Annotated in this window: 21 protein-coding genes and 1 tRNA gene; 14 read left to right on the forward strand and 8 right to left on the reverse strand. The window is 50.2% G+C overall.

Translation table 11 applies throughout. The annotated features are described in order from the left end of the window. The first annotated feature begins 2 nt into the window (after window positions 1–2). The 8 genes from WJU22_RS05190 to WJU22_RS05225 all read left to right on the forward strand — a co-directional run bounded on the left by WJU22_RS05190 (window position 3) and on the right by WJU22_RS05225 (window position 12,961). On the forward strand, window positions 3–1,787 hold the full coding sequence (locus WJU22_RS05190; protein ID WP_341842199.1) for a RagB/SusD family nutrient uptake outer membrane protein: 1,785 nt from the start codon (window positions 3–5) through the stop codon (window positions 1,785–1,787). A 57-nt stretch (window positions 1,788–1,844) separates the two neighbouring features. Beyond that, window positions 1,845–3,260 (forward strand): arylsulfatase, encoded by a 1,416-nt coding sequence (locus WJU22_RS05195; RefSeq protein ID WP_341842200.1) that lies wholly within the window; start codon window positions 1,845–1,847, stop codon window positions 3,258–3,260. 178 nt (window positions 3,261–3,438) lie between these two features. Then, window positions 3,439–4,038, forward strand: a complete 600-nt coding sequence (locus tag WJU22_RS05200; protein ID WP_341842201.1) for an RNA polymerase sigma-70 factor — start codon at window positions 3,439–3,441, stop codon at window positions 4,036–4,038. Between the two features lie 80 nt (window positions 4,039–4,118). Then, window positions 4,119–5,216: a FecR family protein gene (locus WJU22_RS05205; protein WP_341842202.1), complete on the forward strand. Its 1,098-nt coding sequence runs from the start codon at window positions 4,119–4,121 to the stop codon at window positions 5,214–5,216. 360 nt (window positions 5,217–5,576) lie between these two features. Next, on the forward strand, window positions 5,577–8,996 hold the full coding sequence (locus tag WJU22_RS05210) for a TonB-dependent receptor (protein ID WP_341842203.1): 3,420 nt from the start codon (window positions 5,577–5,579) through the stop codon (window positions 8,994–8,996). A gap of 18 nt (window positions 8,997–9,014) precedes the next feature. Beyond that, complete coding sequence (locus tag WJU22_RS05215) at window positions 9,015–10,793, forward strand: RagB/SusD family nutrient uptake outer membrane protein (protein WP_341842204.1); 1,779 nt, start codon at window positions 9,015–9,017, stop codon at window positions 10,791–10,793. A gap of 252 nt (window positions 10,794–11,045) precedes the next feature. Continuing rightward, on the forward strand, window positions 11,046–12,452 hold the full coding sequence (gene lpdA, locus WJU22_RS05220; protein ID WP_341842205.1) for a dihydrolipoyl dehydrogenase: 1,407 nt from the start codon (window positions 11,046–11,048) through the stop codon (window positions 12,450–12,452). Between the two features lie 23 nt (window positions 12,453–12,475). Beyond that, complete coding sequence (locus tag WJU22_RS05225; RefSeq protein ID WP_341842206.1) at window positions 12,476–12,961, forward strand: heme-binding domain-containing protein; 486 nt, start codon at window positions 12,476–12,478, stop codon at window positions 12,959–12,961. A 56-nt stretch (window positions 12,962–13,017) separates the two neighbouring features. On the opposite strand, the gene WJU22_RS05230 is transcribed toward WJU22_RS05225, so the two are convergent. Beyond that, complete coding sequence (locus WJU22_RS05230; RefSeq protein WP_341842207.1) at window positions 13,018–14,085, reverse strand: mechanosensitive ion channel family protein; 1,068 nt, start codon at window positions 14,083–14,085, stop codon at window positions 13,018–13,020. A 227-nt stretch (window positions 14,086–14,312) separates the two neighbouring features. On the opposite strand from WJU22_RS05230, the gene WJU22_RS05235 reads away from it, so the two are divergent. From WJU22_RS05235 to WJU22_RS05250, 4 genes are all read left to right on the forward strand, one after another. After that, the gene (locus tag WJU22_RS05235; RefSeq protein ID WP_341842208.1) at window positions 14,313–14,768 is read left to right on the forward strand and encodes a hypothetical protein; all 456 of its coding nucleotides are present in this window, start codon (window positions 14,313–14,315) and stop codon (window positions 14,766–14,768) included. A gap of 158 nt (window positions 14,769–14,926) precedes the next feature. After that, a complete protein-coding gene (locus WJU22_RS05240; RefSeq protein WP_341842209.1) occupies window positions 14,927–15,487 on the forward strand; it encodes a hypothetical protein in 561 nt (186 codons plus the stop codon). A 3-nt stretch (window positions 15,488–15,490) separates the two neighbouring features. Continuing rightward, window positions 15,491–15,697, forward strand: a complete 207-nt coding sequence (locus WJU22_RS05245; protein ID WP_341842210.1) for a hypothetical protein — start codon at window positions 15,491–15,493, stop codon at window positions 15,695–15,697. Window positions 15,698–15,705: 8 nt separating this feature from the next. Continuing rightward, window positions 15,706–16,326, forward strand: coding sequence for a hypothetical protein (locus WJU22_RS05250; RefSeq protein ID WP_341842211.1), 621 nt, complete (start codon window positions 15,706–15,708; stop codon window positions 16,324–16,326). Between the two features lie 191 nt (window positions 16,327–16,517). Here the strand turns inward: WJU22_RS05250 and WJU22_RS05255 are convergent, their stop codons facing one another. Beyond that, complete coding sequence (locus tag WJU22_RS05255) at window positions 16,518–16,889, reverse strand: hypothetical protein (RefSeq protein ID WP_341842212.1); 372 nt, start codon at window positions 16,887–16,889, stop codon at window positions 16,518–16,520. Window positions 16,890–16,974: 85 nt separating this feature from the next. Continuing rightward, entirely contained in the window at window positions 16,975–18,039 is a 1,065-nt protein-coding gene (locus WJU22_RS05260; protein ID WP_341842213.1) for a CHC2 zinc finger domain-containing protein, read from the reverse strand. Between the two features lie 159 nt (window positions 18,040–18,198). Between WJU22_RS05260 and WJU22_RS05265 the strand changes: the two genes are divergently transcribed. Continuing rightward, window positions 18,199–18,912 (forward strand): GNAT family protein, encoded by a 714-nt coding sequence (locus tag WJU22_RS05265; RefSeq protein WP_341842214.1) that lies wholly within the window; start codon window positions 18,199–18,201, stop codon window positions 18,910–18,912. A 516-nt stretch (window positions 18,913–19,428) separates the two neighbouring features. On the opposite strand, the gene WJU22_RS05270 is transcribed toward WJU22_RS05265, so the two are convergent. The 5 genes from WJU22_RS05270 to WJU22_RS05290 all read right to left on the reverse strand — a co-directional run bounded on the left by WJU22_RS05270 (window position 19,429) and on the right by WJU22_RS05290 (window position 23,746). Further along, window positions 19,429–21,108: a KGGVGR-motif variant AAA ATPase gene (locus WJU22_RS05270; RefSeq protein WP_341842215.1), complete on the reverse strand. Its 1,680-nt coding sequence runs from the start codon at window positions 21,106–21,108 to the stop codon at window positions 19,429–19,431. Window positions 21,109–21,114: 6 nt separating this feature from the next. Beyond that, window positions 21,115–21,627: a hypothetical protein gene (locus WJU22_RS05275; RefSeq protein WP_341842216.1), complete on the reverse strand. Its 513-nt coding sequence runs from the start codon at window positions 21,625–21,627 to the stop codon at window positions 21,115–21,117. 6 nt (window positions 21,628–21,633) lie between these two features. Next, entirely contained in the window at window positions 21,634–21,990 is a 357-nt protein-coding gene (locus WJU22_RS05280; protein ID WP_341842217.1) for a type II toxin-antitoxin system HigB family toxin, read from the reverse strand. Window positions 21,991–22,177: 187 nt separating this feature from the next. Next, window positions 22,178–23,407, reverse strand: a complete 1,230-nt coding sequence (locus tag WJU22_RS05285) for a site-specific integrase (protein WP_341842218.1) — start codon at window positions 23,405–23,407, stop codon at window positions 22,178–22,180. A gap of 265 nt (window positions 23,408–23,672) precedes the next feature. Continuing rightward, window positions 23,673–23,746: transfer RNA gene (locus WJU22_RS05290), tRNA-Ile, on the reverse strand. Window positions 23,747–23,876: 130 nt separating this feature from the next. Here WJU22_RS05290 and WJU22_RS05295 point away from each other — a divergent pair. After that, window positions 23,877–24,500 (forward strand): HAD family phosphatase, encoded by a 624-nt coding sequence (locus WJU22_RS05295; RefSeq protein WP_341842219.1) that lies wholly within the window; start codon window positions 23,877–23,879, stop codon window positions 24,498–24,500.

Consider the following 24,500-nt stretch of genomic DNA (forward strand, 5'->3'; position numbering starts at 1 on the left):
ACATGAACCTTCACCGATATATCGTCGCTGGTTGCGTTTCCGCCCTGATGCTCGCGGGCTGTAAGGACTTCCTCGACCTGCAGCCGAAAGACCAGCTCACGGAATCGTATACCTTCACCAACTACCAGAATTTCAAAACCTACGCCTGGAATTTTTACAGCGCCTTCCCGGGATATTCCGGCGCCGCGCCCAATTCGGAAATTAATGCCGATCTTTTCCTGAATGCCAATCCCAACGGCATTTCCGACTGGATCTGGCAGCGGCAGACCATTCCTTCGGAAAATACCACCGATTATACAGCGGTATATAGCCGCATTCGCGACATTAACATCATGCTCGCCAATATCGATAAGGCCACGACCTTGTCGGATGCCGACCGCAAGCACTGGCGCGCGGTAGGTTATTTCTTCCGCGCATTTAATTATTATTTGCTGGTGAACAAATTCGGCGGCGTGCCCTACATCGATAAACCGCTGTCAGACACCGACAAGGACCTCCTCACCGCGCCGCGTACGCCCCGCGCAGAGATCACCGGTAAACTGCTGGAAGACCTGAAATGGGCGGAAACGAACATCAAAACCGACGGCGACGGCGAAAATACGGTCGACGTACACGTGGTACGCGCATTCATAACGCGGTTCGGCGTGATGGAAGGCGCCTGGCGGAAATACCACCAGCTTGGCGATCCCAAACCCTATTACCAGGCCGCTACCGCCGCGGGGGAAAAGCTCATGGCCAGCTTCCCGAAACCGGCGCCCAATTACGACGACGATTTCAACAGCGAATCACTCGCCGGCGTGCCGGGGATTTTGCTGTACCGCAGATACGAGATCGGCCAGATCGTGCATTCGCTCGCCTCGCTGGCGCGGAATTCCGCCGGCCGGTGGGACCTCACCAAAAAAGCGGCCGACATGTACCTGATGCGCGACGGGCAAACCCGGTGGACGAGCCCCCAGTTCCAGGGAGACAAATCGCCCTACACCGAATTCCGCTCCCGCGACCGGCGCCTCTACTTCACCGTGTCGCCGCCGTATGCCGTGAAGACCGTACATCCCAGCTACGAATTCACGCTCACCAATAATCCCGCCGACCGCGAGTACATCGATACAATGGCGAACATCTCCAGCGAAAAACGTAAAACCCTTCCCGTGCTCAACTGGCAGGGCATCGTGCTCCGGCAGGAACCGCATTTCGTGGATTTCCCGCAAGGGCAGCCGTTTTGCGTGACGTACACCGGCTACCGGTTCTATAAATTCAGCAATAAGATCGCGCGGATCCAGAACCAGGACATCAACGACGCGCCGATTTTCAGGATGGGCGAAGTACTGGTCAATTACGCCGAAGCCAAATACGAACTGGGTGAATTCAACCAGGCCGTAGCCAACGCCACCATCAACGTTTTGCGCGAAAGAGGCGCCGTGGCCCCGCTGCAGGTAGGCGCCATCCCCAATGATCCGCAGCGCGACCCCGGTGTGGAACCGGTGTTGTGGGAAATTCGCCGGGAACGTGCGGTGGAACTGATGGGCGAAGGCTTCCGGTTCGACGATCTCCGCCGCTGGAAGAAAATGGAATACGCCGTGACGCAGAAACTCGGCCGCTGGATCAAGAAAGGGACAGACGTTGGCGCAGACGCCAAAATCCCCATCCTGAACAATGCCACCGAAGGGTACATCGCCTATGAGGGCGTGCCGCCCGCGCCCTGGCCGGAATATTACTACCTGTATCCCATTCCTTCCAACGAACGGGTGCTCAATCCCAACCTGGAACAAAACCCCGGGTGGAAATAAACCTGATTTTTTAATGGCCGGTTACGCGATTGACCGGCCTTTTTTTATCTTCTCAACATGAAAAAGCACTTTCTGACGGCAGGGATGCTGCTACTCGCATCCCTCGGCATGGCGCAGCAAAAGAAACCGAACATCGTTTTCATCCTCGCAGACGACCTCGGTTACGGCGACCTCGGCGCTTATGGCCAGCAAAAGATCAAGACGCCCAACATCGACGGGATGGCCAGAAACGGCATGCGCTTCACCTCGTTTTACGCCGGCACTTCGGTATGTGCGCCTTCCCGCTCCAGCCTCATCACGGGCCAGCACACCGGCCACACCTACGTTCGCGGCAACAAGGAAATCGAACCGGAAGGCCAGGAGCCCCTGGCAGATACGGTCCAGAGCATGGCCACGCTCCTGCAGCAGGCCGGCTATGTGACAGGCGCCTTCGGGAAATGGGGCCTCGGCATGGTAGGCACCACCGGCGCGCCAGACCGCAAAGGGTTCGATAAATTTTATGGTTACAATTGCCAGCGGCAGTCGCACCGATACTACCCCACCCACCTGTGGGACAACGATAAAAAAGTAGTGCTCGAAGGGAACGACCTCACGAAGAAAGTCCACTACGCACCGGAGCTGATCCAGCAGCAGGCGCTGGCTTTCATCGACGAAAATAAAAATAAACCATTCTTCCTGTTCATCCCGGTGGTATTGCCGCACGCGGAGCTGCAGGGGCCGGAAGACGAGTGGTTTAAAATGTACGACGGCAAATTCGAGGAAACACCGCACAAAGGGAACGGTTACGGGTCCGGTGCCACCATTGCCGGGTACGCATCGGTGGAAAAGCCCCACGCTACATACGCGGGCATGGTGTCGCGGATGGATGCTTATGTGGGACAGGTGATCGCGAAACTGACCGAGCTGCAACTCATCGACAACACCATTATTATTTTTACGAGCGATAACGGTGCGCATACCGAAGGCGGCGCCGATCCCGCATTTTTCAACAGCAACGGCGGCCTGCGCGGCACCAAGCGCGACCTGTACGAAGGCGGCATCAAAACGCCCTTCATCGTACAATGGAAAGGCACCGTGAAACCCGGCTCCACTTCCGCCCACATCGGCGCTTTCTGGGATGTGATGCCTACGTTCGTGGACATTACCGGCGCCCCGGCGCCGAGGTTCACAGACGGCATTTCGTTCCTGCCTGCGCTGAAAGGCAAAGGCCGCCAACCGAAGCACGATTACCTGTACTGGGAATTCCATGAAGGCGGAGGCCGCCAGGCCGTGCGCATGGGCAAATGGAAAGGAATAAAGCTCCAGGTGAAGAAAGATCCCAACGCGCCGATAGCGCTTTACGATCTCGAAAAAGACCCTGCGGAGAAAAACGATATCGCCGCGCAACACCCGGACATCGTCCGGAAAATCGGGGAGAAAATCAACGAAGCACATGTTGAATCACCCATTTTTCCGCTGCTGACGGGAAAATAACGAGATAAGCCCCGGCCGCCCGAAACCCGCTGTGGACAGGGCGCCCGGGGTTCTTATCTAGTAGTTTTGCTAAAATAGCAACATTATATGTGAAGATACGCGCAGTATGCAATCCGCTTAATTCTGTAATATTATGCCGCGTACGTAGTACTCATTTAACCAATCGAAATCGGTAGCAGTGGACAATAACATGTTATGGATCAACCAGGATCTGGAGCTGTTGCGCCAGGTAGCGGAGGGGGATGAACATGCATTCACGACCTTGTACCACCGTTACGAAGCACACATTTTACAGGTAGCCAATCTGTATGTAAAAGACCGCGACGCCGCGCGCGAAATCGTACAGGACGTTTTCCGCAAATTGTGGGAAAACCGCGACAAGCTCGCCGAAGTCCGCGACATGCGGAATTACCTTTTCATCATCGCCCGCAATCTTATTTTCAACCAGTTCAAAAAATCGGCGCAGGAAACCGCCGCACAAAAGGAATTGCTCTATAACGCCGATCTTTCCACCGGCGGCGCAGATTTCCGCGTCCTCAACCGCGATTGTGAGCGCATCCTCCATACCGCCATCAACAGTCTGCCTCCGCAACGCAAACGCATTTACCAGCTCGCCCGCGAAAAAGGGATGAGTTATGAAGAAATCGCGCACGAACTGCGGATTTCCAGATTCACGGTGAAGAACCACATGGCCCAGGCACTCCAGTCTATCCGCCTGTACCTCCTCCAGCACCTGCACACCCTCGCCGCCGCCATCGGCCTCTTGATGGGGTGGTAAAAAAATTTTTTTCGCGGAATAGTCCGACCCCTTCTTTCAACTGTCTTTATCCCAAAGGCGCAAAAGTCAAGTCCACGCAAATGACCGAACCCGAATTTTTGAAACTGCTTTCCCGGTATAAAAACGGCCGGCTTTCTCCCCGCGAGGAAGCTGAATTCGCCGAAGCCGCCGCTTCCGGCCAGTTCGACGAGCTGGTGCAGCACGATGTGCTCAGGGCTTTATCGCGCCCGCCCGCTTCCCGCAACGGGATCGTGCGGATGCTGGGTGCCTGGCGGTATAAAGCCGCCGCGGTAGCGGTCCTCATCGGCGGCATTTCGACTTTCTTCGCCATGAAACTGCTGAAAAGCGAAGGCGCCGGCCGGCCAAGCGCAACGACCGTGGCCGAAGTGTTGCCCGGCACCAATAAGGCCATGCTCACCCTGGCCGACGGCTCCGTCATAGAACTCGACAGCACGGGTGCCGTGACGATCCCCCGCCAGGGAAGCGCCAGTATCAGCGCGGCCGGCGGACAATTGAGTTACGATGCCAATTCCATCAAGGCGGCGCCGGCTTTCAATACCCTGCGCACACCGCGCGGCGGACAGTTCAAAGTGATCTTGTCAGACGGTACGAAAGTCTGGATGAACGCCGAATCCTCCCTCACCTATCCTACCACATTCAGCGACGATTTCCGCGAAGTGGAGCTGACCGGCGAGGCATTTTTCGAAGTGGAGAAAGACGCCATGCGCCCGTTCCGCGTGAAAGCCAGCGAGGCTATGGTAGATGTGTTGGGGACGAGCTTCAACGTCATGGCCTATCCCGAAGAAAAATCGGTAGACGCCACCCTGGTGCAGGGCGCGGTGATCGTGAAAGGCAATGGCGGGGCGAAACGGCTGCTGCCGGGAGAACAGGCCGTGGTGGCCGGCGGCGCAACGCCGGAAGTGAGCGAGGTAGATGTAGAAGAAGTGCTGGCCTGGAAGAACGGGCTTTTCATCTTCCAGGATGCAGACCTGAAATCGGTCATGCGCCAGCTGGCCCGGTGGTACGATGTGGAAATCGAATACCAGGGCCGCCCGTCAGACATGAAACTAAATGGAGCAGTATACAGGAATTACAGTTTGTCGCAAGTATTGACAGTACTGAAAGCCACAGGATTACAGTTTAAAATTGAGGCCAGGAAATTGATCATCATCACCTAAAGCACAGCAACATCCGGGATTAGCATGAGCCGCCGTGGGTAAACCATACCACGGAAAGGAAAAACTATTACTTACAAACAGGAACAACACCAGGCAACTGCGGGCAACGCCCGCGGAAGGGAGATTTATTTCATCAACAAAAACAAATCCACATGAAAACGTAATGTACACGTCCCTGCCCGAAACAAAAAAGCCGGAGGTGCTGGTAACACCCCCGACCCTGATTGCCGGGCATTACCTAAATCATCATTAGCTGCGATTCATTAAACAACACCCAAACACTGCAAAATTATGCATTTGTACTTGAATGGTCATGCGCCGGATGGTCCGGGGCGTGCCGCAACCAAAATCTGGAAGGTTATGAAGATGACCGCTTTTTTGCTCCTTATCGGATTCTTACACGTCAGCGGCGAGGCATTGCCGCAGAATATCACGCTGGTCATGAACAAGGCGCCGCTGCGAAAGGTGTTCAAGGAAATCCGCAAGCAGAGCGGGCACCTGTTCCTGTACGACGACAAGCTGATCAACGCCGGCCAGAAAGCAGACGTATGGCTGAACAACGTTCCCCTGAAACAGGCGCTGGAGCAGATTTTTGAAAATACCGACCTCGAATTCGAGATCGTGGAAAAGAATATCGTGCTGCGCCGCCAGCCGCTGCCCGTACTCCGCTACTTCCCCGCGGCAGACACTTCCGTGGTACCCGAAGTGACCGGCAAGGTGACCGATGAAAAGGGCGAGCCCCTCATCGGCACCACCGTGATCGTGAAAGGATCGAAACAGGGCGGCGTGGCAGACGTGAACGGCGTGTTCCGGCTGCGCAACGTGCAGAAAGACGCGGTGCTGGAGTTCCGGTTTACCGGGTACGCCAACCGCGAAGTGAGGCTGGACGGGCGAAGCGCCCTTTCCATTACCATGGACATCGACAACAGTAAGCTGGAAGAAGTGGTGGTAGTGGGATACGGCGCCCAGAAGAAAGCGAACCTCACCGGCGCGGTAGACCAGGTGAGCGGGAAAGACATGGAAGACCGGCCCGTTACCCGCATCTCCCAGGCGCTCCAGGGCATGGTGGGCAACCTCAACATCACGTCCACCTCCGCCGGCGGCGCTCCCAACGCCACGCAAAACATCAACATCCGCGGCTACACGGGCATGGGCACCACCGGCGCCCCGCTCATCGTGGTAGACGGGGTTCCCGGAGGCGATATCAACGCCATCAACCCCAGCGATATCGAAAGCATTTCCATCATCAAAGACGCGGCTTCCGCAGCGATCTACGGCTCCAGCGCCCCTTATGGCGCATTGCTGATCACCACCAAGCAGGGCCGGAAAGGCGCAGCACCGAGGATCTCGTATAACAACAACCTCAGCTGGGCCACGCCCATCAACCTGCCCCAAATGCTCAATTCCCTCGAATTCGCGGAGCTCTATAACGAAGCCTTCACCAACGCCAACCGCGCCAAAGCCTTCGACGATGCCACCATCCAGCGGATCAAGGATTACCAGAACGGCACGCTGAAAGACGAGACCATCAAATCGCCCACCGCCAACAACTGGCAATCCTGGGGCGGCGGCAATGCCAACAACGACTGGTTCAAAATATATTTCAAAGACGCGGCTTTCAGCCAGCAGCATAACGTCGGCGTAACCGGCGGCGGCAACAAATCCACCTACTACATCGGCCTGGGTTACAACGACCGTGCAGGGATGTACAATTTCGGCGACGACAAATTCAAACGCTACAACGTTCGCGCCAATATGAGCAGCGAGCTTACCGACTGGATGGCCATCAACCTCAGAAGCTCCTTCACCCGCGAAGCTTTCAACTCGCCCAACACCTACGGCAACCGTACGGGCGGCAACTACATGCACCAGATCGGCCGGAAATGGCCCACAGTGCCGCTGATGAACCCCGACGGACAATACTCCGAAACCAGCGACGTGCTCCTGCACCTCAACGGCGGCCGGCTCAACCGCGTGAAAGACGGGACTTTCCTGACCGGAGAGTTCGTGTTCAACCTTGCCAAAGGATGGACGCTGACAACGAACTACACGTTCGACGGTTTCCGCCAGGGCGAAACGAACCATACCAAAACCGTGGTCCAATTCCTGCCCGACGGCACCACCAGCAATATCGGCGGTACATTCCCGAACGGTTTCTCCCGGTCAGACATCAACAACGAACACCACGTCCTGAACGCATACTCGAGCTATGAGCGCGCCATCGGGAAACATAACTTCAAAGTGCTGGGCGGTTATATCCGCGAACTGACGTCTTACACGACCTTCGGCGCCAGCAACAGCCAGCTGTATTCCGACAACATTCCCGCGCTGAACCTCGCTTACGGCGTGAGCCCGTCGATTTCCGATTTTGTGCGGAAACTCGCGGTGGAAGGGTTTTTCGGAAGGGCGAACTATTCTTATGACGATAAATACCTGCTGGAAGTGAACGGGCGGTACGACGGCGCTTCCCGCTTCCTGAAAGGTTTCCGCTGGAAGTTCTATCCCGGTGTTTCCGCCGGCTGGAACCTGCATAAGGAAAACTTCTGGCAGCCGCTTGCCAAAACGGTGAACTCCTTCAAGATCAGGGGCTCTTACGGCCAGCTGGGCGACCAGGCGTTTATCGACGACGCGATCGGCGCGCCCAACTATTACCCCTTCTATCCCAGCCTGGGCACCACCCGGCCCACCAGCACCAACTGGCTCTTCGGCGGCGCCCAGCAGGCGATGGTGTCGCAACCCGGGCTCGTGAACAACGACCTCACCTGGGTAACCACCACTTCCCTCAACCTCGGGATAGACGCGGCGTTTTTAGAGAACAGGCTGACGGCGACCTTCGATTGGTACATCCGGAAAGCGAACAATTTCGCAGGCCCCTCGCAAATCCTGCCGCAAGTGCTCGGTACCGGCGTGCCTTCGGCGAATAATACCGACATCGAAACGCGCGGATGGGAACTGATGCTCAACTGGGCCGATAACATCGGCAACGTAAACTACCGTGTTCGCGGCGTGCTGAGCGATTACCGCGGTAAAGTGCTGCGCTACCCCAATCCCACGAACCTCATCACCAGCTGGTATGCCGGCGAAACGATGGGCAACATCTGGGGATACACCACCATGGGCTATTTCCAGGCTGACGACGAAGAATCCAAAAGCGCCGACCAAAGCAAGATTTCCGCGGCGAACTGGACTGCCGGCGACATCCGCTATGCCGACCTGAACAACGACGGCGTTATCGACTGGGGAAACAATACGCTGGGCAACACGGGCGACCGTCGCGTAATCGGCAACACCACGCCCCGGTACGCGTACAGCCTCATCGGAGAAGCGAACTGGAAAGGGTTCGATTTTTATGTGTTCATGCAGGGTGTCGGTAAGCGCGATGCCTGGGTAGGTTCCAACTACTTCTGGGGGATTAACGGAGACGAATGGCAAAGCTCGCCCTTTACCGTGCACCGCGATCGCTGGTCGGCCACCAACCCTAATGGCTACTTCCCGAAATTCTACATGAGCGGTGAAAATGGGAAAAACACGCAGCAGCAGACGAAGTACCTGCAAAACGCTTCGTACCTGCGGATCAAGAACGTGCAGCTCGGTTACACCCTGCCGGGGAACCTCATCCGCCGCATCAACGCGCAGAAAGTACGGATGTACGTGAGCCTGGAAAACCTCGCCACCTTCACCAGCCTGGTGAAAACGATGGACCCCGAACTGTCTATCGGCGATGCCAAGATCTACCCGCTGCAGCGGACGTATTCCCTGGGTTTGAATGTTAGTTTCTAAGCAAAAAAATTGAAGACAATGCAATTGAAAAATATCATCGGGATGATGGCCCTTTCGTTGGCGGCGCTGACGTCCTGCACGAAAGACTTCCTGGAGCGTGCGCCCGAAACGAGCATCAGCGAAGCGGAGTTCTGGAAAAGCACCAACGACATGAAGCTGTACGTCAACAACTTCTATAACAACACCTCGCTGCTGCCCCATTATGGTCTGGGCGCTTTCGGCACCATCGGCATTTATGGGCTGGACGCCGACCAGGGAAGCGATAACATGATCAGCATGGGCGTGAACGGCATGCTCAACGGCGAAAGGACCGTTCCCGCCACCAGCAGCGACTGGAACTGGGGTACCGTGCGCAACGCGAATTATTTCCTCGCTAACTACGGAAAGGTGCAAGACAGCTGGGACAACGTAAAACCCTACGTCGGCGAAGCCCTCTTCTTCCGCTCCATGATGTATTTCAACCTGATGAAAAATTACGGGGCGCTGCCCTGGATCGGTACGCCTTTGAAGCTGACCGATACCACCATGCTCTACGGCGCCCGCCTGCCGAGGAACCAGGTGGCGGATTCCATCCTCAGCGACCTGGACAAGGCGATCGCTTATCTGCCGTCTAAAACCAATGCGCAGGCATCCCGCGTGTACCGGGAAATGGCGATGGCTTTCCAGGCCAGGGTGGCGCTCTATGAAGGTTCCTGGGAGAAATACCACGCAGGAACGCCTTTCGGTGTCACCGGTTCCAACGGCGCAAAATATTTCCAGAAAGCCGCAGACGCCGCACAGGCGGTCATGAACAGCGGACTTTTCACGCTCGATAACGTGGGCGCCACAGACGGGTACTGGAGGCTTTTCAACCAGTCGGATTACGGCAGCAGCAAGGAAATCATGTTCTGGCGCAAATTCGACGTGGCGCTGGGGCTGCATCACAACTGGCACCGGTACACCACCAGCGGCGCCGGCCGCGGCCTGACGAAAAACCTGGTGGATGCATACCTCTGCACAGACGGTTCGCCGATCGCATTGAGCACCTTGTACAAGGGAGACGATTCCATCAACCGCGTTGTGACCAACCGCGATCCACGCCTGGCGCAAACGATGTACGTCCCCGACGGAAAGCATATCATTACGAGCAACCAGCCCGCCGGTGCGCCAAACGTGATCTTCGAGATCCCCTCGTTCAACCAGGCCAACGAAGGCAAGCCTTCCACCGGTTACCAGGTGTATAAAGGCCATAACACCGACTACAACCAGCAGAACGCCGGCAACCTCGGTATTACCGCCGTGATCTATTTCCGGTACGCGGAAGTGCTCCTCAACTTCGCGGAAGCCAAGGCCGAACTGGGGACCCTCAGCCAGGGAGACGTAGACAATACCATCAACAAGCTCCGCGACCGTGTGGGCATGCCCGGCCTGACCCTCAGCGCCATCGCTGCCGATCCCAACTGGGAATTCCCCGCCCTGGGGCCGGTCATCAACGAAGTTCGCCGCGAAAGAAGGGTGGAACTGGCCTGTGAAGGCTTCCGCCGCGACGATATCTTCCGCTGGGCGGCGGCCGACGAGCTGATCGTAGGTAAAAAGCCACAAGGCGCGAAAAAAGACCAGTGGACAACCCTCGTTCCGGCAAACCTGCTCAATTCCTATCCGGTAAACGATCAAGGATACATCGAGCTGTTCAAAAACATCGCGTCGATGGCCAATGGGTACAAGTTCCGGGTAGACCGAGATTACCTGTTGCCGTTGCCAACGAACGAACTGACGCTGAATCCCAAACTGGGCCAGAACCCGGGTTGGCCGCTGTAAGCCGTTAGCAGCTACTCTTCTTCATGCTCTATTTGTCCTGAAGGCGCCCTGGCAGCGGTTTTGCTGCCGGGGCGCCATACCTGGGAATGTTAACCCCTCCGCTTGTTCACTGCGGTTGCAAAGCGCCTTCGGGCGCTTTTCCTTTTTTTACCGTGATTTGTACCGTGAAGGCCCGGAGATGTCCATTGATGGAGGAACTTTAAAACAATACATTCGCTGGATTGTATTTATTGAACGCAAAACCGAACAACCATGGAGAATAATTTCGATGTCATCGTCATCGGTTCCGGGCCGGGAGGCTATACGGCCGCCATCCGCGCCGCCCAATTGGGCAGCAGCTGCGCTATCGTAGAGAAGTACCCCGTGCTGGGGGGCACCTGCACCAACGTGGGCTGCATCCCTTCCAAAGCTATGCTCGACAGCTCCGAAAATTTCGATATCATCCAGCATAAAGTAGCCAAACAAGGCATACATGTGAGCGGCGTGGATATTAATTTCGGGGAGATGACGGAACGGAACCGGCATGTGGTGAAGCAAAACAACGATGGGCTCGTCTACCTCATGAAGAAAAACAAAATCCAGGCCTTCTACGGAACCGGCTCCATCGGCAAAGGCAAAAAAGTAACGGTAAAGCAGGCCGACGGGAAAACGGTGGAACTGACCGGCAAGAACATCATCATCGCCACCGGCTCCAAACCCTCCACCCTGCCAGGTATCAAGATCGATAAGGAGCGCATCATCACGTCTACCGAAGCATTGTACCTCAAGGAAATGCCGAAAACGATGACCATCATCGGCGGCGGTGTGATCGGGGTGGAAATGGCGTCTATCTTCCATCGCATCGGCGTGAAAGTGACGGTCCTCGAATACGCAAAAAGCCTCATCCCCACCATGGACGGCGAGCTGGGAAAGGAATTGCAGAAAATCCTCGCGAAATCGGGCATTGATATCCAAACGGGATGCGCCGTGAAAGGGGCCGTCAATAACGGGAAAGACGTAACCACCACCTATACCGACCCCTCCGGTAAAGAGGCCACTATTACCTCCGGATACTGCCTGGTAGCCGTAGGTCGCCGCCCCTACACCGAAGGCCTCGGCCTCGAAAATACGGGCGTCAAAACCGACGAGCGCGGCCGCATCGAAACAGACGCGCAACTGCAAACCGCCGAAGCCGGCATCTACGCCATCGGCGACGTTGTGAAAGGCGCCATGCTGGCCCATAAAGCGGAAGACGAGGGCGTGATGGTAGCCGAAGCCATCCACGGCAAAAAACATCACATCAATTACAACTGCATCCCCTCTGTCGTATATACCTGGCCGGAAGTGGCGGGCGTTGGCTACACCGAAGAGCAGCTCAAGGAAAAGAATATCCCCTTCAATAAGGGCAAATTCCCCTTCATGGCGAGCGGCAGGGCACGCGCTTCCGACGACACCGAAGGCTTCTCCAAAGTGCTGACCGATCCGAAATACGGCGAAATCCTCGGCGTCCACATCATCGGCGCCCGCGCCGCAGACCTCATCGCACTGGGCGTTTCCGCTATGGAATTCGAGCTCACCGATATCGAACTGGGCAAGATCTCCTACGCGCACCCCACCTTCTCCGAAACGCTCAAGGACGCTTTCCTGGCCGCTTCCGGAAGAGGCGCGATCAATTTCTGACCCTTCGAACCAAAACCAACACTATGATATGGAAGCGCATTTTCATTGGATTGATCATCGTACTGGCCGTTATCCAGTTCTTCCGGCCCACCAGGAACCAGGCGGCCACCCCGTCTGACAACGACATCAACCGGAAATACACCGTGCCGGAAAACGTGTCCGCCATCCTGCAGCGAAGCTGTTACGACTGCCATTCCAACACCACCGTCTACCCGTGGTATGCCAACGTGCAACCGGTAGCATGGTGGCTCGACAGCCATATCCGCAACGGAAAAAAGAAACTGAATTTCTCCGAATTCCTCGGGTATCCGCTCAAGCGGCAGGACCATAAGCTGGAAGAGCTGATTGAAATGATCGACGAACGGGAAATGCCCCTGAAATCATATTTACTGATCCACCGCACCGCGAAACTCTCGGCCGACCAGGTGAAACTCCTGAAAGACTGGGCAAACGGGTTGCGGACAGACATCCAGGCTGAAATGCAACAGGAAATTCAGGCCGGGATTTGAAAAATTTGAAGGAAGGAAAAAGCCGGCCCGATCAGGCCGGCTTTTTTTATGCAGCGTCACGACAACGATGGCGCGGCCGTTTGCCGGAGATACAACGTTTGCGTGGGATGCGCGAACTGGATGCCCGCTTTGCGGAACGCGCCGTAGATATCGAGATTGATGGCTTGCTGCTTGTCCATAAACAAGACGTAATCCGGGCTGAGGATGTAATACACCAGCTCGAAATTGAGGCTCGATTCGCCGAACCCCGCGAAATGCGCCCTGTCGAACTGCACACTTTCCTGGCTTTCCACCGCTTCGCGGAGCATATCGGGGATGTGAGAGAGTTGTTCCTCCGAAGTTTGGTACGTAACCCGCAATTGCGCCACAACCCTTCTCCTTTCCATTCTTTTGTAATTGTGGATGCGCGAATTGGTGAGGTCGGTATTGGAGCACACCAGCTGTTCGCCGTTCAACGTGCGGATGCGGGTGGTTTTAATACCGATGTATTCGATCAGGCCGAGCTTATCGTCTACCAGGATGAAATCCCCGATCTCGAAAGGCCGGTCGAAAAAGATGACGAAATAGCTGAAAAGGTCGCCCAGTATGGTTTGCGCGGCCAGCGCAATGGCGATGCCGCCGATCCCCAGCCCCGCGATCAGCGTGGTAACGTTGTAGCCGAGGTTGCTGATGAAAGACAGGATGCCGAGCGTCCAGATGAAAAAGTTGACGATGAGAATGAGGCCGTTGGCCTGCTTTTCCTTGGTTTCGCCATTGTCTTGCCGTTTGATGTAACTGAACACGAACCGGCGGAACAGCGCGCTGATGCCGCGCAGCACGAAAAATGTCATCGAGGCGAGGAAAGCCACGCGGAATACGCCGCGCAGCTGATCTGGCAAAGTGAGGGATTGCAGTGCAAACCACACGGCGAGCACGTACAAAGCCGGCAGAATGGTGCGGCCGGCGAGGCGGATGATGAAATCGTCCCAGGTGCGCGCGGTGCCGGCGGTCCATTTCAGGAGTTTCTTCAGCACGATCGACCGCAAAATGCGGATAGCGAGAAAAGATACGAGGATAATAACAAAGGCGGTGATCCAGGATGCAACGGAATTGCCTCCCCATGTCTGGTGTAATACATTTTCCATGTCTTTCTTTTTGTGGTGGAAAACCGGTTAACGAATGGCCGCAATAGGAATATTACCGCATGGTCCGTGCAGGTGACATTGCTGAAAATATCAGTCCTGCTTTCATCTTGATCAATCTGTGCAGATTGAAGCGTATCGGGCAAATATAGGGAAATGGGTGGGAAGGGCAAGTTGAAACGTTTCCGAAGTATGATTATCTTAGGGTTGAAATTAAAATCCCTCGTACCATGAATGAGCCCGTATCCCACCTCGGCGAAGAATTTGACATCCCCGCCACCACCCGCCGGAAGTTGCTTCCGGTCTGGATAAAAATATTCTGCTGGATTTTTGTTTTCGTAGGCGGACTCGCAGTGCTGGTGCTGGTCGCGTCTGCCCTGGGCATGGAAGTAAGCCTTTCCATTTACGGGCTGAAGGACACCAGTGGATTTTCGCCTGCGGGGCTCACCATCGTTGCATCATTCCTGCTGAAAGGCTACGTGTCGTATGGACTGCTTAGTGGGCAGAAATGGGCGGTAGATCTGGCGATCGTAGATGCGCTTATCGGCATCATCATTTGCCTGACTACGACGATTATTACCATTTCCGGCGGAGAATTAACCCTTCGGCTGGAAATTGTACTGCTGGCATTATATCTCTGGAAAATGCTGAAAATCCGGAATGAATGGAAGATCAGTCCGCAGTAAAATGAATTCTATCTCATTTGAAACCCGCACATGTTTGCGGGTTTTTTGTTGAGCGAAATTTTCACAAATTAAAATTTTGTGAATCAATCCCGCATCCGTTACATTTGATAACTGGCTGATCATCAGCCGGAGAATGAACCCCAAAAAATATCCCGTCAATGAAAACCGAGATCCTCGTGGCGATCATTACCGGTACTGCTGCCATCGCAACCGCTATAGCCACGGTCATCATCAATACGCGCAATTCCCGCAGGATAGAAAAGCTCCGGTCTGCGCTGGAGCAGAAGAAGGAGCAGGATAATGAAGTCATGAAGTGGCTGCTGTCCCATCAAACAAGTATGTTTAACCAGCATCTGGTCAGCTTGCGGGAGTTTCTGTCCATCGTGCAGCATTCCAAAGATCAGCTAAGACACTTGCTGGATGCGGCAGACGGTATCTTGCCCGACGAGCGGAAAAGTCAGTTGCACACAATCCGCAAATCCATTATCGACAAATACGCCACCACCCGGTACTATTTCGACACTACCCCTTATGGCGATCAGGCGCATCTTATTAAAAGCAAACTGCTCGTCATATCAAATCTATTGTTGGGCGGAAAGCGGCAGTATCCGGAAGTGTGTTCGTTGATAAACGAAATCACGGTTTGCCAGAACGAATTGCATAAGGGAATGGAGAAGGAACTGCTGCAGCGATACCGATCTATTCAAAATAATGCGTAGCTAATGAAAGCACTTTTTCTGAAGGCGGATGAGCAACTCAGCGAGCAAGGGCAGTACCTTGCGTGGATGGCTTCAGATGGAGATGGACCGGATATGGTGGTGGATGACAGGAAGCTTGCAAAGAATTTGGTGGAAGTAAATACGTACGACCTGCTGTTCCTTGAATTCTCAACGTTCGGTTTTTTACCCGGAGGTTCGCTACGGCCTTAGCCCGCAGGGTGCGCAAGCGGAACCCGTGCTGCGTCATTGTCCTGTATGTATATGATTCGGTTGAATTGGCGGCGCCGATGAAATATTTGCCGGGAGGGTTGTTCGACATTTGTTTGTCGCCTGCCTACGACCCGGGATGGTTGTGCGTCCTGCTCGCCGGCTTGTCGGTCAGCCGGCGGTACATGGTGCAGACGCATCAGCCGGAACGCGCTGCCAGGGGCGTTATTTACGGCCCCTATTCCGATCAGAACAGACATTTGGGCCGGGCGCTGCAGAAGGCGGGATTTGAAATGGAGGTATCTGATGATGTGGGGCACATTGAAAAAGGGATCATCGAATACCGTCCGGATTTGTTCATTACCCATTGCCATACCGACGAAAATGATTTTTCGCGGATCAGGGACCTCTGCAAGCGGGTGCGGACGGCATTGCCGAATTGTATTATACTGGTGACCAGTTTTAGTTCAACGGTGGGGATGTATATCGAAGTCTACGGACTGGGAACATTCGAATACGACTTCTTAATAGAGCCCGATGTCGACCACTCCTATCTGTTAATGAAGATTTACAGGCAACTGATCATCAAATTGGGGCCGATCCTTAACAGGCGGCCGGAAAGTGTAACTTAAAATGAAAAACCCCACCGGGTTGACCAGCGGGGCTTTTAGGAGGTGGTCCCACCTGGGACGAAATTATATTTGCTGAGGCGCGTTGGTATTGAGTTTGAGCGGTGGTGAGGAGGTTTGTTAACCGCCTTGTTGACCGAGTTTCAATGGTCGCCTGATTTGTTAAGAACTGCGTTAAAGTTAGAGAAAATCCGCTAAATATCGTAAACCCAGTCAATCAATTCATTTCCTTCCAGTTTAAAATCGACGTTCCAAAAAACGGATAGTTTCTCAATAAACCTTAATAAATCCACATTTCGTTGAATTCTCCAGTCAGAAATTTGTTCGTTGGTACCCTCCTTCCCGTCTGAAGCGAAAAAAGGGACAACTTCTACATTAATAAGATCAATAAAAGTTTCGAATCTAATAAGTGACGTAGATTCCGGTATCTTGGGCGTGTTTATTTCCAGTCGATAACTTCTTAGGAAGTGACTTTTTGATGCACGGCCAGAAAAGGTATATCCTAAATTTTTTGCCCGAGCACGTCGCTCGACCAAATCGTCAAAATCAGGAAACTGCTTTTTCAAGTATTCCAGGAACAGATAGTAGTCCCGAGGGTATGCAAATGTAGATGGATCCATTCAATAAATAGTTGTATGTGCGATATTTATGTTAGTTTATTTTACCTGAAATGTCTTCAATTAAATGGTGGATGAAACCTAGCATACTTTCTTCTATGGACATGATATCGGCTTCCGCAAACTTGAGTTCTGAATTCAGTTCAATTTCTTTAAGTAATGTACGTTTTTTTGCAAAATTCACTTGACTAATAAACTTTTCATCTGCTATTGAAAGAGAATGAACTATGGCATGTCGTGAAGCCTGGGCTAGGATAATATCATGAACAAGTTTTTCGGGCGGACATGAGACGTCAAAATAATTCTGAAACTCCCTTAATGTACTTTGCATGTCTTGAAAACTTATTCCTTTTTTCTTCACTATTAATTCCCCAATTGAGTTAGACTTTCCAGACTTAACATTTATCAGTTCCTCTAATGTAAATTTTAGTTCTGTATCCGACTTAACAAGGTTTTTTTCGCGTAGAAAGCAGATATTTAATGATTGGCAAAATAGCTCTTTTAGACTAGAGGTAAAGTAAGATACGGCAAGTACAAGGCATTGATTAGTAATAGTTTCGTACGAAAATTTAAAAGACTGGTTTGATTTTATATTGCGTAAACTCGTTAAGGTTGTCGATGGTAGATAATACATGTTGGTTACCCTAAGTTCCTCATTACTTTTGATCCGTTCTTCTAATTCTTCAATCTGACCTATACAGTAATCCAAAATAACTTTGTCAAAACCCAATAAACTATTAACAGAGTTAAAACTGGCGTGAAGTGTGCTTTCGATTGAATTTAATTCGGATATGATTTGAGATGGTTCGGGGATGTGTAACGGTTCCAGCGGTTCAGGTTCAATTTCGATTTTACATTCTAATATTCTTAATGCATCATTCCGGCTTAAATGCTTTGCTTCCATAAGAAAATCTACCGCATTACCACTTTTCCCACATCCAAAGCATTTGTAAATTTTTCTGGTTGGAGAAACGACAAAGGGTGGAGTTTTTTCATTATGGAAAGGGCATAAACCCATGAAATTACTTCCTCGTTGTTTTAGTTCAACAACTTCACCGATTACTTCTATAATATTAATTTTATCAAGTAGGTCATTCATATCATTCGGGGATATATTTTTAAGGCGTTTGGGACAAAGGGTTAATACCTAGTAATTTAGTGAAATTCTAGCATTTGTTCTTGGTTTCGGCAATTGAATATTGAAATATTCAGTTAATTTATATTGTTTATCAATTACCCAGTTCAAATACAAACTCGTATGACAGATGCTAGCATTCAAAAGTATCTTAACGATTTAAATGCGGGCAAGAAAACAGGGCATATCATTAAAACTCCATTGTGCTCAAATGTTGATTTGGCTAAGATTTGGATTCGTCTACCTGCGATCTCGAATACCGTCGTCGCAGGAGAAAAGTCGTATAGCGCATATTTGATAAAAGATAGCCCTGGCAAATATATTGGAGCTGTAATCGACATGGTAGACGATCTTCACTGGTTTATAACGAAAACCGCCAGAAAGCAGGGGTATCTTTCCGAGGCTCTGAGAGAAATTGTACTTCCGCATATTTTCAAATTGCGAAACGAACAAAAAATTACTATCGACAAAGGAGACATTGGGTCGGAGAACTATGCTTCGTCTCTTGGTGTGGCTAAAAGATTGGGATTTAAGGTGGTATCAGACACGCAAGCGACAGAACTAATACTAAAGAAAAGTGATTTCAAAAACGGAGTTTTGGGGGACCGAGAATTACCGGGATTCTCAAGTGACAGATTGTTTGAATTAAAAGCCCATCTTCAATTTCTATCTAAAAGTTTATCCTATATACAGGATGAAGTGGAATTAAGTTTAGGGGAGACTAGATTTATTAAGAAGGCGGAAAAGCTATCAAAGGAAATATCAGAATTAAAGGAAACTCTTCATGATGAATGGGCGGAATGGTCAAACAGAATTAACCAACATAAGAGTAAGTAAAGCGTTCGGGGGAGGCGCTGTTGCCGCGCCTCCCCCAAGCCCCTCCCGGCAGGGGTTTCAAACAATGGAATTGTGGGTCTTGATCGCCCGGTTGGGGCGATAGCAAGATGTATTGTTGTCTACAACAACGCCAGGCAACGACCATTTATCATTTTTCGGAACAGTCTAATTTCGCGATGAACCCTATGATAACCGGCCCCATACCATCTGTAATTTTGAGTAAAGTGAATATTCTAGTAGGCAATATACATCAGCGGCCTAATACTTGTCAGGAACAATTTAGATATACATAATTAGGCACTATGGCCTAAGAAGGGAAAAACATGTAATAAAATTGTCAATATCAATCAGAAATCGAGAAAATGAAGAGATTTTAACGGAGCATAACAGTGTTAAATACCTACACTATAGTTAGTGGAAAATCAATCTAGTTAAGAAGCACAAAAAAGGTTAATCGTATTAAAATCTCAGTTTGGCTCAATTGGAAATATCTTTTACTCAAATTCAATCCAAGAATTAATTTTTAGTTTTTAGTATATCCCAATCAAGTTCAATTTGATACTTTTCAAGGATTGCTAAGAACTTTTTATCATTAAAAAATTCTTTATATAAGGAGTCTTCTTTAAGGATTCTTTGTAAGAATTCGCTTTTTAGACCAAATGAAAGTGCAAGGTCAAAATTTTTATAAAATTCTCTCTTATTTCCGGTAGCTGCATGCAATTCGGCGAGCGTACAGGTAGCAGTGCTAAATTGTGGGTTTAAGTCAAGGGCTTTGTATACTGCGTCGAAACCTTCCTCAAATCGGCCTAACATACGTAAAATGTGAGCAAGAAAGTTCCATACCTCTGGGTTCTCAGGATCTAAAGAGATAGCCTCCTTGTAATGGTTTATAGCAGTTGTATAATTTTTTAGTTTTGAATAAGTCGTACCCAACATCATGTGATTTAGAGCAGGCATATAGTCATTTCCAATATTTGCTTCCAGTAGAGAAATAATTTTATGTAATTGGCCTTGCTTCTCCAATATAGCAGCTCGGTAGAAGATTATTTGATTATCATATTGAGATGAAATTTTTGAAGCATTATCAAACGATTCCAAAGATTTTTCGTATTGATTTAGTTGATAGTATGCTAGGCCAAGAAAAAAGTATGCATGATGATAGTTGGGATATAGTTTGACTGCATCCGCCAATAATCTTATCTTATCTACAACTTCAACAGAATTTAATGCTCTCTCAAATAGGATAACGGCATTTCTAAAGTTTCCTAATTCACCAATTTCATCGGCACCAAACATACCAGTGGTTAGCTCTTCGAACAACTCCAGATAATCAGTAGTAATAGGAACATTCACTGTGCTAAAAGGATTATTACTTTTTGGATTTATCTTAAAGCTCTCTTGCATTTCCAGATCGGAATCTGAATGAATGACAAAAATTTTCTGCACCTTAAAATGATGAATTTCCTTTTTTAGCAGCAAATTATTCAAATTCCTTATCGCAGCGTTTTTAATATTTGTCTCCATAGGCTTTTCCTTTGGGTCGGCGAAAAAGGGAATTCTTGAAAGAACAATATTGATCTTAGGTATTGAATTGTTGATGGTGTTTTTGGGAATAACTAAAGAGGAGAGAACTTGTCCAATGCCGTCTAAATTTTCTTTGTTATTAGCCGCCATTAATACAATTTCGTCCGCTAAAATTGACATGGTAATACCGGCGATATCAGTTATGCCGGTACGTGAGTCGATCAACAGAAAATCAGGAGCTATCTGATGTGCAATTTGAGCTTTAAGATTGTAAAAAAAATCTACACCGAGACTATTCTTCTCATAAAATAATTTATTCCAATTTAATAATGCTAGTTTTTTCCAATAATCTTTCACAGAAGGATCTCCTGCGGAGATCAAAAAAATTTTCTTACTAGGATCTTGTTGTATTCCAATCTCTATTGTGAAATCAATAATGTTTTCTGGAACCTTATGATGATTTGAAAATTCATAGATATAGTCAACAATACCAGGCTTAATATCTTTAGAGCTGATGTAATCCCCAAATTTTATGTGTAAGCCTGGGGCTTCAAGATCGAAATCTAGCATACATACTTTCTTGCCAAATTCAGCAAGTTTAGTCGCAATGTTTGCTAAAGCGAGTGAGCGGCCTACTCCACCCTTATATGAGTAAAATGTTATTGTCTTCATTTTAAATTAGCATATGGGTATAAGCATACCACATTCTTTTACATGCTGCTTAAAACCATGAGTAATGGCAGTATCCACAAACCGGAATTGGGTTGATAACTGACGATATCTTAAAGCGATGGTTTTTCTCCCGATGTGTGCATCAGTAATCAATTCATACGGTGTATTGAGAACCTCTTGATCTATCTTAAGCAGCTCCGAAAATGCACGGATCATTCTCTTGGACATGCTTCTTTTTTTATTAAGCACCTCTGATACAACTCCACTGCTTCCGATTAATGGCACGAGATCCTTTTGTTTGAGGCCCATATACTCCATTTTCAATAAGATAATATCTATTGGATGGCCTTTTACAATAGGAGCATGTTCTTCTTCGTATAATTGGATCAATTTTGAAATAAGCTCGAACTGAGCGATCAAGTTTTCATTCTCCTCAAAATCTTCCTTGTCGCCAATGACTTCAAGTGCGTTAATTGCCTCATTGTATTCTTTCTCGGTTTTTATCAGTTTCGGGTTCATAGCCAATTATTTAAACATTTCAACTTCGTATTGTTTGTTCAAGTCGCACAGTTTATCATATTCTGCGTGTGTGCCAATCCATTTGATATAAATTCTAGCTTGCTTGAGCTTGACATGAAACTGATACTTAAGGATTACACGCAAGTGGTTTCCTTTTATATCAATTACAGCTCGATTACAAGCAGTATTTTTCCATGTCGGAAGTATGTCAACAGCCTTTGCTCCAAACGTTTCCACTATATCTTGCGGCTTTTCCCAACTCGCTGTGCGGACGATGTCGTGCCAAGCCCAGAGAGCGTTACCTGAATTCGGATTATTGCTTATATAATCATTTATTGATTTTGTTTTGATGATGTGCACCATAAATAATTGTTTCAATCCGAATGGCAAGGGATTATGCGCTCATATTTACAAAAGTAGCAAAAACTCTCAAATAGAGAGATTTTACTTTTAAGTTTAACAATTGCTATAAAATATTAATATTTGTTAACATTGATTCACCAATTAACAATATGGAAACTAACCACTTAGGATCGAAATTCTAGTCTGTTTAATATTGTTTTTCTAATTTAACTCTCAACGCCTGCATATTATTACTAATCTTCCGCTGGGTCACCTTTGCATAAATCTGCGTTGTCCTAATACTCCGATGCCCCAATAGTTGGCTCACCGTCTCAATCGGCACATCATGCTCCAAAGTCACCGTAGTCGCAAACGTATGCCGGGCCGTGTGGGTAGTCAAATGCTTGTCGATATTGCATAAGACCGCGATTTCCTTTAAGTAAGCATTATACCGTTGGTTACTGTTCACCGGGAGTAGCCGCCCCGTCTCCTGGCAATATGGATGGTTTTTATACCGGGAGATTATTTCCATCGGGATCGGGAGCAACGGCACCCGCTCAGGGTTATCCGTCTTGATACGGTTCTTAATTATCCACTTCTCCCCATCGATCCCCGTGGTCACATCGTTCTGCATGAGATTGTAAACGTCCTGATAGGCGTAGCCGGTGAAGCAACAAAAGATATACACGTCTCGGACTTCCCGCAGCCGGTCGATGTGCATTTCAGTGTTATAGATCCTCATCACCTCGTCCATTGTCAGCCGCTCTCGGTCTGGCTCTTCGTAGGGGCATTTAAACCCGGAGAAGGGTGAGCTGGCCAGCCACCCCTGTTCCACTGCGATCTTGACAACTTGCTTCAATAGCTTGAGGTATTTCGTCGCCGTGTTCCCCGTCATCTCCTGATGCGTCGTCAGGAAATGCTCGAAATCCCCCGCGAAAGCAAGCCTCAGCTCCGATAATGGCTTATCTGATACTTTGTACTGGTGCTTCATGAAAGCGATCACCTTATTCTTCCCGACGCTCAACCGTTTCAGGGAGCCGACGGATTTCTTCCCCACGGCCACCTTTTCCGAAAACCGCCGGATGTGGAAGTCGTAGGCTTCCAGCAACGTCTTGTCCTTCTCCCGGACGCCGAGGTAAGCATTTTTAAGACTTTCCGCCGTCACCCGCTGCCCCAGTGCCAACAAGTGACTGAAATGGCGGAGGAGATCGGCTTTCATGAGGGTCAATTGCTGGTTCAGCGCCTTCGCGTCGGGAGAAGTCCCCCGGACACACTGGCCCACCTGGTTCCACTGCGATTCCGCTACCTGCCGGTTGGTGGAAATCTCCGCCCGCTTCATGTCCAGGGTTAACCGTAAATAAATAGTGGGGCACCCGTCTTTCATACGGCTTCGGTTCAGCCAAAAAAGGATGGAGAAGGTTTGATGATCTTGTCGCATACATCACGGTTTTTTGTTTACCAATTTTGATATTACTTCACCGTTCTTGACAGTAGGGCGAAACTGGTAAAACTCAAGCCGGAACAGCGTTTGACCGCTGATCGGTTAACAAATGTACGTCGCGGATCTGCTAACCGATTTGCTCACCGAATGATTTGAACATCTTTGTGAAAATTTGTACAAATTATTTGTAAAAAACCCGCGCAAACACAAGGCTTACGCGGGTTTCAGCAAATTTGCCCAAGTAGTCTGGGCTTTTAGGAGGTGGTCCCACCAGGGCTTGAACCTGGGACCCCCTGATTATGAGTCAGATGCTCTAACCAACTGAGCTATAGGACCGGTCCTTGTTTCAGGACAAAAATGTATAACAAACTTTATTGGGTGCCCCGTTTTCAGGGGATGGCAAAAGTAAATATTTTTTCCGCATTCCGTCACAAATTTTTGACGTGTCGCGTACATTTGTCACGCCATGCAAGGAATCAGACACATCATTTTCGACCTCGGGGGCGTGATCCTCAACATCGATATCAGCCTCACCGCCCGCGCTTTCGAATCGCTCGGGCTCGACAATTTCGGGAAGCATTACTCCCAGGCGCACGTCAGCACCCTGTTCAACGATCTCGAGACCGGGCGCGTTTCCGAGCAGGAGTTCGTAGACAAAATGAAGAGCGTGCTGCCGGAAGGCACTACCGACCAGCAGGTGATCGACGCCTGGAACGCATTGTTGCTGGATTACCCCGTGGCGCGGCTGCAGTTGCTGCAGCAGTTGCGGAACCACTACGACCTTTTCCTGCTGAGCAATACCAACGCGATCCATATGAAAGCGTTCAACAAAATTCTGGAAAGGGAACGCGGTATTCCGTCGCTGGCCGCGTTTTTCGATAAAACGTATTATTCTCACCTCATGGGCTGCCGCAAGCCGGAGCCGGAAGCCTGGCAGATGGTGCTGGACGAAAACGGCCTTAAGCCCGAGCATACCCTGTTCATAGACGACACGCTGCCCAACGTGGAAGCCGCGCGGGCACTGGGTATCCAGTCGGTACACCTGCAATCGCCCGGCACCGTGCTGGATATCTTCAAGCCGAAAAAGTAA

Origin of the sequence: Chitinophaga caseinilytica (assembly GCF_038396765.1) — a bacterium.
GTDB classification, from domain to species: Bacteria; Bacteroidota; Bacteroidia; order Chitinophagales; family Chitinophagaceae; genus Chitinophaga; species Chitinophaga caseinilytica.